Origin of the sequence: Paenibacillus gorillae, from assembly GCF_000513275.1 — a bacterium.
In the GTDB taxonomy this organism is placed as follows: Bacteria; Bacillota; Bacilli; order Paenibacillales; family Paenibacillaceae; genus Pristimantibacillus; species Pristimantibacillus gorillae.
Map to the genome: position 1 here is coordinate 21468 of NZ_CBVJ010000018.1, position 6270 is coordinate 27737.

The 6270-nt window shown below is 48.5% G+C and carries 7 protein-coding genes; 2 read left to right on the forward strand and 5 right to left on the reverse strand.

Going from position 1 to position 6270, the window contains the following annotated elements; all coding sequences use genetic code 11:
- Nucleotides 1-13: 13 nt before the first annotated feature.
- The 4 genes from TY10_RS02730 to TY10_RS02745 form a co-directional block, all read right to left on the reverse strand.
- On the reverse strand, nucleotides 14-352 hold the full coding sequence (locus TY10_RS02730; RefSeq protein WP_042160341.1) for a L,D-transpeptidase: 339 nt from the start codon (nucleotides 350-352) through the stop codon (nucleotides 14-16).
- Between the two features lie 81 nt (nucleotides 353-433).
- On the reverse strand, nucleotides 434-961 hold the full coding sequence (locus TY10_RS02735; RefSeq protein WP_052350315.1) for a CcdC protein domain-containing protein: 528 nt from the start codon (nucleotides 959-961) through the stop codon (nucleotides 434-436).
- Nucleotides 962-1019: 58 nt separating this feature from the next.
- Nucleotides 1020-1388, reverse strand: coding sequence for a response regulator (locus tag TY10_RS02740; protein ID WP_042160343.1), 369 nt, complete (start codon nucleotides 1386-1388; stop codon nucleotides 1020-1022).
- Nucleotides 1389-1469: 81 nt separating this feature from the next.
- Nucleotides 1470-2636 (reverse strand): response regulator, encoded by a 1167-nt coding sequence (locus TY10_RS02745; protein WP_052350316.1) that lies wholly within the window; start codon nucleotides 2634-2636, stop codon nucleotides 1470-1472.
- Between the two features lie 498 nt (nucleotides 2637-3134).
- Here TY10_RS02745 and TY10_RS02750 point away from each other — a divergent pair, with 498 nt between their 5' ends.
- Entirely contained in the window at nucleotides 3135-5279 is a 2145-nt protein-coding gene (locus tag TY10_RS02750) for an acyltransferase family protein (RefSeq protein ID WP_042160345.1), read from the forward strand.
- Nucleotides 5280-5391: 112 nt separating this feature from the next.
- Here the strand turns inward: TY10_RS02750 and TY10_RS02755 are convergent, their stop codons facing one another.
- Entirely contained in the window at nucleotides 5392-5577 is a 186-nt protein-coding gene (locus TY10_RS02755; protein WP_042160348.1) for a hypothetical protein, read from the reverse strand.
- Between the two features lie 114 nt (nucleotides 5578-5691).
- On the opposite strand from TY10_RS02755, the gene TY10_RS30720 reads away from it, so the two are divergent.
- Nucleotides 5692-5883, forward strand: coding sequence for a hypothetical protein (locus TY10_RS30720; protein WP_042160349.1), 192 nt, complete (start codon nucleotides 5692-5694; stop codon nucleotides 5881-5883).
- The last annotated feature ends 387 nt before the right edge of the window (nucleotides 5884-6270 follow it).

The following is a 6270-nucleotide window of genomic DNA, read 5'->3' on the forward strand; positions in this document are numbered from 1 at the left end:
AATGATTAGCGAATCAAGGCCGGATCGTAACCCTTGTATGGATAGGGACGATTTGCGATAAGGCAACGACATCTTCGTTGTACATTCGAATGCATCCGTGTGATACTAGATGTCCGATGGAGGAGGGATCGTTCGTGCCATGTATGCCATAGTGCGGCTTGGACAGGCCCATCCAGAACGCCCCGAACGGACCGCCGGGATTGGGTTGCTTGTTGATGATCATAAATTCGCCTGTAGGAGTCTCTGTAACCATTCGGCCGATACCGACGGGAAAGGCACGGACGACGATATCGCTGTCCAGCAGATAAAGTGTTCGGTCTGACAAATCGACGATTATGCGATAAGCAGGCATGACAGCCTCACCCCTTTGCATGTAGGTCGATATCACTGTATGTGAGAGGAGGGAGCCCGGACACGGCGCTAGCGGAGATGGCTAGGAAGCAGTTGTCAGTTTGGCGCTGTTGCGAAGAACGAATAAGTAGAAGCCGATGTAGTAAGTGATTAGAATATAGAAGACGAGCGCAGTCCAGGGGTCACCGGCGAACTGCTGCATTTGCACAGCATTCCCATTTACTGCTGTCTGAGCTGCGCCGCTCCCGCTTGTGAACGTAATCAAGAAGCGGTAAGCGATTCTGCCGACAAACAAAGCGACGACGAAAGCTTCAATGGCAATATGTGTACGGTAATAGAGAGTATCCTCCCGCTGCTCAAACCGTGAATGCTTGATTGCAAAATAAACGATAACCGCACCTAACGCCAAGCCAACCGCATCAAAAGCGAACAACTGCGGCTTGGTAAAGCCTGCGGTCAATAACAGGATGCCGATAACGGAAAAAATGCCGATTCTGACTTTCAGCCTTCTCGGATTATAAGGCTGGAAGCCTACCGTGCGTTTGAATCTGCGATACAGGAAGAAAAAAATGATTAGAACCGGAACCGCGTAATGAGTCAGTAATTCCACCGGATTATCACTCCTAGATAGTTTATACGAAATATGATTTCTATTTTCTTATATAAAATTACCTGGACATCAAGTCTTCAATCGCATGAGCGATCCGGTCTGAGTGAAATGGCTTGACGATAAAGTCGTTTGCTCCGGCCTGCAGCGCTTCAATAATTAGCGCGCGCTGGCCCATGGCGGAGCACATAATGATTTTGATATCGGAGCTGATGGCTTTGATTTCTTTGACTGCGCTTATTCCGTCCATCTCCGGCATCGTAATGTCCATCGTAATGAGATCAGGCTGCAGCAGCTTGAATAGCCGGATGGCTTCCACACCGTTCTCAGCCTCCGCAATAACCTGATGACCTATATTTTCGATGATTGCCCGTAACGTTTTCCGCATGAAGGCCGCATCGTCTACAATCATTACTTTCAATTCTTCCATTTCCAATTCCTCCTTTATACAAAACTAAGAGTAATGGGAATGTCTGAACAATATCTGAACAATATCTGAACATGGAGAGGATTAAGTTTCAATTCGTCCGTTCCGGATCGTCCAGGATTGATGCCACTGCTGAATGTGCTCGGGTATATCGATACCCAGCTCTTCCTCCATCAGCTTGTGCAAGGAACGGTATTGCTCTTCTACAGCCCATCTCTCGCCATTGCGGTCATGCAGCTTCATGAGCCCGAAATGGGCCTCTTCGTAATAGGGCTGCAGAGCAACGATCCGTTTATACACTTTCAATGCCTGAATCTGCTGGCTGCTGTCTGCATAAAAGGAAGCTAATTGCATCGCATGATGCAGCCATACGGTACGAAGCCGCTGCCGTTCGCTCTCTGCCCACATATAATCATAGCCGCCAAAATAATCGCCTTCATAGTAATCGAACCAATTCTGATGCTGGCTGCAATTGGATGCTTGAAGCGGAGGCAGTTCATTGATTCCTTTTTCCCAAAGGTCGGCGTCATTGCCCACTTCGCCCAGATGTAAGATGTAGCCCTCGCCACCGCTAATATTACCGATTTCAATAGGGAGACCGGCTTGCTTCAAGCACTGCCTGACCTGATAGACCGTCGTATAGAGATGCGTCGACGCTTTCTTCAAATCATCGCCCGGCCATAGCAGCTCCAGCAAGGCATCTTTGCTGACAAAACGTTCCCGGTGGTGCAGCAGGTAAGCGAACAATTCCTGTGCTTTGGATGTCCTCCATTTGAATACGGCCGTCGTCTGGTGAATTGCGGCTGTATAGCGCAAGGTTTGCAAGCAGTAGACAACAGGGCGGTTTGAAGGGGGACTCAGTTGAACCGCTGGCTTTTGAATGACGCCAGAATATCTCTTTTCCAATCGCTGTATCGTCTTCGCCAGCCGTGCCCGATGAATCGGCTTCAGAACATAGTCCAGTGCATTGACGTCGAATGCTTCCAGGGCAAAATCGTCATGTGCGGTAATGAACACGATATCTGCGGCGGGATAGGCGCTCTGAATGAGTTCAGCTGCCTGCAGGCCGTTCAGCTCCGGCATGTTGATATCGAGAAAAACGACATCCGGTTTTTGAGCCGAGGCTTCTTTAATAGCCTGTAAAGGTTCGGTATAGGAGGCTATCACCTCAATATTGTCCCAATCTTTCATTAAATGAATCAATTGCTGCAGAGCGAGCCGTTCGTCGTCTACCAGTATGGCCCGAATCATAGAGGTTTCACCACTTTATTCGTAATGTCATTTCTATTGAATCTATCATTGTAAAATGTTGCGTTAAAGCGCCGCTGTGTGAAGAGGCAAGGTAAACGTTCATGCCTGTAAGTCAGACAGGGAAGAGCAGGCAAGCAGCCGGCAATATGATGGCATATAACAATAGGCCGGCAATAGAGTATTACAATGATGCATTTATCCAATTATGCAGCTTTCCCGGTAGCGTCATTCCACATTTTCAGCTGGCTAACATTTCAGCAATAGCTTATCGTTATTGATTCAGAATGGCAAGGCTGGCAAGGTGTTTAGCCAGATAAACTGTCATTTTCGTCACAACCAAACTTAGTTCGACATCTAGCAGCAATTTCCTTTTCTCATGTCGAAAACGATTTTTCTCAGCATGCAGGAGAATCAGCAACTTAATCCGAAGTGTAACACGTCTGGTACGATATCGACCCTTTTTAGAGCCGGAATCGGAGAAAGAGGAGGCAGCCTGAGATGCCGGATTCAACCCGCGCGAACAGACGTTACATGCCGGGACTGGATGGTTTGCGCGCCATTGCTGTACTTGCTGTTATCGCTTACCATCTGCATCTGCCTGGAATGCCCGGAGGGCTAATGGGCGTGACGGTGTTTTTCGTTCTCTCCGGTTATTTGATTACCGATATTTTATTTATGCAGCGGGCCAATCACGGACGATTTGATCTGAAGTCTTTCTGGATAAGGCGGGCAAGAAGATTGCTGCCAGCTATGCTGCTGATGATTGCAGCCGTCTCGTTATGGCTCGTCATTACCGATACGGGCCGCTTTCATTCCTTAAGGGGAGAACTGCTCTCTTCACTTACCTACGTATACAATTGGCAAATGATTTTTCAGAATGTTTCTTACTTTGAACGTTTTGGACCGCCATCGCCGTTTGGCCATATCTGGTCGCTGGCGGTGGAAGAACAGTTTTATCTGGTATGGCCTTTGGTACTGGTGGTTCTGCTTCGCTTTGTGCCGAAGAGAGGGAAGCTGGCGTTATGGCTGCTTGGCGCTGCGGCTTGCTCCGCGCTTCTGATGGCACTGCTCTATCAGCCGGGGGAGGATCCAAGCAGAGTTTATTATGGAACGGATACGAGAGCCTTTGCTTTGTTAATTGGAGCAGCACTTGCCGTAATGTGCCCGAGCGGGCGTCTATCAGAGACGCTAAGCCGTGGAGACAGGCGAATTGTGGACACTATTGGTGTAGTAAGCCTGCTCGTCATCGCGTACTTTATCGCCCGCGTCGGACAATATGACGATTGGCTATACAGGGGCGGCATGCTGCTGGTAGCGATTGCTACGGCCGCAGCTACGGCGGTGCTGGCGCACCCGGCTAGCCGGTTATCCGTTTTGTTCGGAAGCAGGCCGCTCCGCTGGATCGGCGTTCGTTCCTACGGCATTTATTTATATCATTTTCCTATTATCGCGCTGTCGACACCGCTTGCCGAGGCACAGGAGTTTCATCCGCTTAGAGCCATGCTTCAATTGGCAGCTACGCTGGCTTTAGCTGAGCTTTCATACCGGTATGTTGAGGTGCCAATCCGTCAAGGCGAGTTCGGAAGTCTAATTCACGGCTTTCGGGAAAAAAGCGGCTTTAATCGTCTGGGAAGAGAATCGTTGGCGGCCATAATGGCACTGGTTGTACTCGGCGGCTGCCTGGTCGCATACTCGAGCCTGCCTGGAGGGATTAAAGTCAATGCGGCAGTAGCAGGTCTAGCTTCCGGCCAGCAGGAAGAAGAGGCGACAATAGGGAGCGGCAATGAGATGACGGAGCACGGGGCGGCGGATTTAGGAGAGGAGGGCCCGCCGCTGGGGACGGGGATGTCACCTGGTGAGATTGATGTGACGGAGGGGGCTTTGGACCCGTCGTTGACACCGGCAGCATCGTCAAAGGGAAACGGGCAGCCGGATGGAGAGACAGGTTCAGGTTCAATGATATCGGGATCATCGGTTCCAGGGTCAGTAACGTCAGCATCTAATAAACCAGCATCTCATCCATCATCAGATCTAAAAGTAACTCCTTCATCTATGACGATGCCCACTCCGAAGCCATCATCTGCTCCTAAGACAACATTACCAGCATCAGCTAGCTCAAAACCTGCGATATCATCCGGTACTCAGGGATCAGCATCTGCAGGCTCTGTAGGGAAGGCGTCAGATGGTATCACGGTAATAGGCGATTCGGTTATTTTGGACGCGGCTCCATATTTGGAGAAGCTGGTGCCGGGCATTCAAATAGACGGCAAGGTAGGCAGACAAATGAAACAAGCGATAACGCTTGTTGAGCAGCTGAAGAAGGATGGCAAGCTTGGGGGCATCGTCGTTATCGAGCTTGGAACGAATGGGGCGTTTACAAAAAAACAGCTGACGTCTCTTTTGGACGCCATCGGCAAGGAGCGCAAGGTTCTTCTCGTCAATACGCGGGTACCGCGTGATTGGCAAGATAAAGTCAATGAAATGATTGGCGATTTCACAGCAGACAAAAATAACGTGTCCCTAATTGACTGGTTTGCGGCTAGTGAGGATGAGAAGGATTACTTTGGCGACGATGGCGTTCATCTCAAAAAGGCAGGCGCCAAGGCGTATGCAGAGATGGTAGCGAAGGCGCTTGAAGGATAGCAGGGAAATGGAAATAACCGTTGCGGGCATTGACCCGAAACGGTTATTTTTTGCTGATAGCGAACAATGCGTTCGCAAGTCTGTCCCCGTCAGTCCTGGTGATAGAACGCGGCTACGGATTGTTTTTCACGCCAAAAAGGTAGTTCATTATTTTTGACAAGTTGATGATGCACACTGCTACTAAAAATAAAAGAATCGTACCTTCGACAGGCGTTATCGTCCCGTCATAAGCGAAAAAAACGATTGAAATCCCCAGAAGCCACAAATTCAGCCCCACATATTCAGAAAGCAATTTCACTGCCCGATACACCCCCTTCTATTTAAATATATCGCCGTTTCACCTATATAATGAAATTATAATACAACTGTGTGCTTTACGGCAAAATTGGTTTTTTTGTAATGGGGATGAGGTGTGGTTGGTGCAGAGGCAGAGGTATGGAGCAAAGAGCAAAAAGGCATAAGGCGCTCACTGCGCAAATCGGTTCATGCTGTCTTTCTAGATTCCATGCTCGGGCTCGCCGGGGCGATCGAACATTATGAGAAACTGCGAAAAGCCAGCATGAACTCGATTCGCTCCGCTCTGCTGTTGAATGTCCCTCTTTAAAACAGAGCGTTGCCAGCTGTGGCAACTAACAAGTCACCAACCGCATGAAACAACTCGTAACGAACCGTATTCGCAAATTAGCGCAATAATTTTCATAAGTATATGGAGAATATGAGGTTCTGATGTTTTTTACGCGGAATAATGTCCTTTTTTTCTTTATTGAGAAAATGACTTCCACAATAAAGAAGATATGTTCAATAGACGGTCATAAAGACCTCTAGGAGCTTGAATTAGTGAATTTTGTTGTTGTAAATAGCGAAGCTGGTTCGTTATGAGGTCTGGCTGGGGTAAGCAGAGGATGTTGGACAAATTTGAGCATTATTTAAGCATCTCAAATTCGTATTGCAATATGAAAAGTTTGAGCGTAAATGATAATTCAAACTGTCC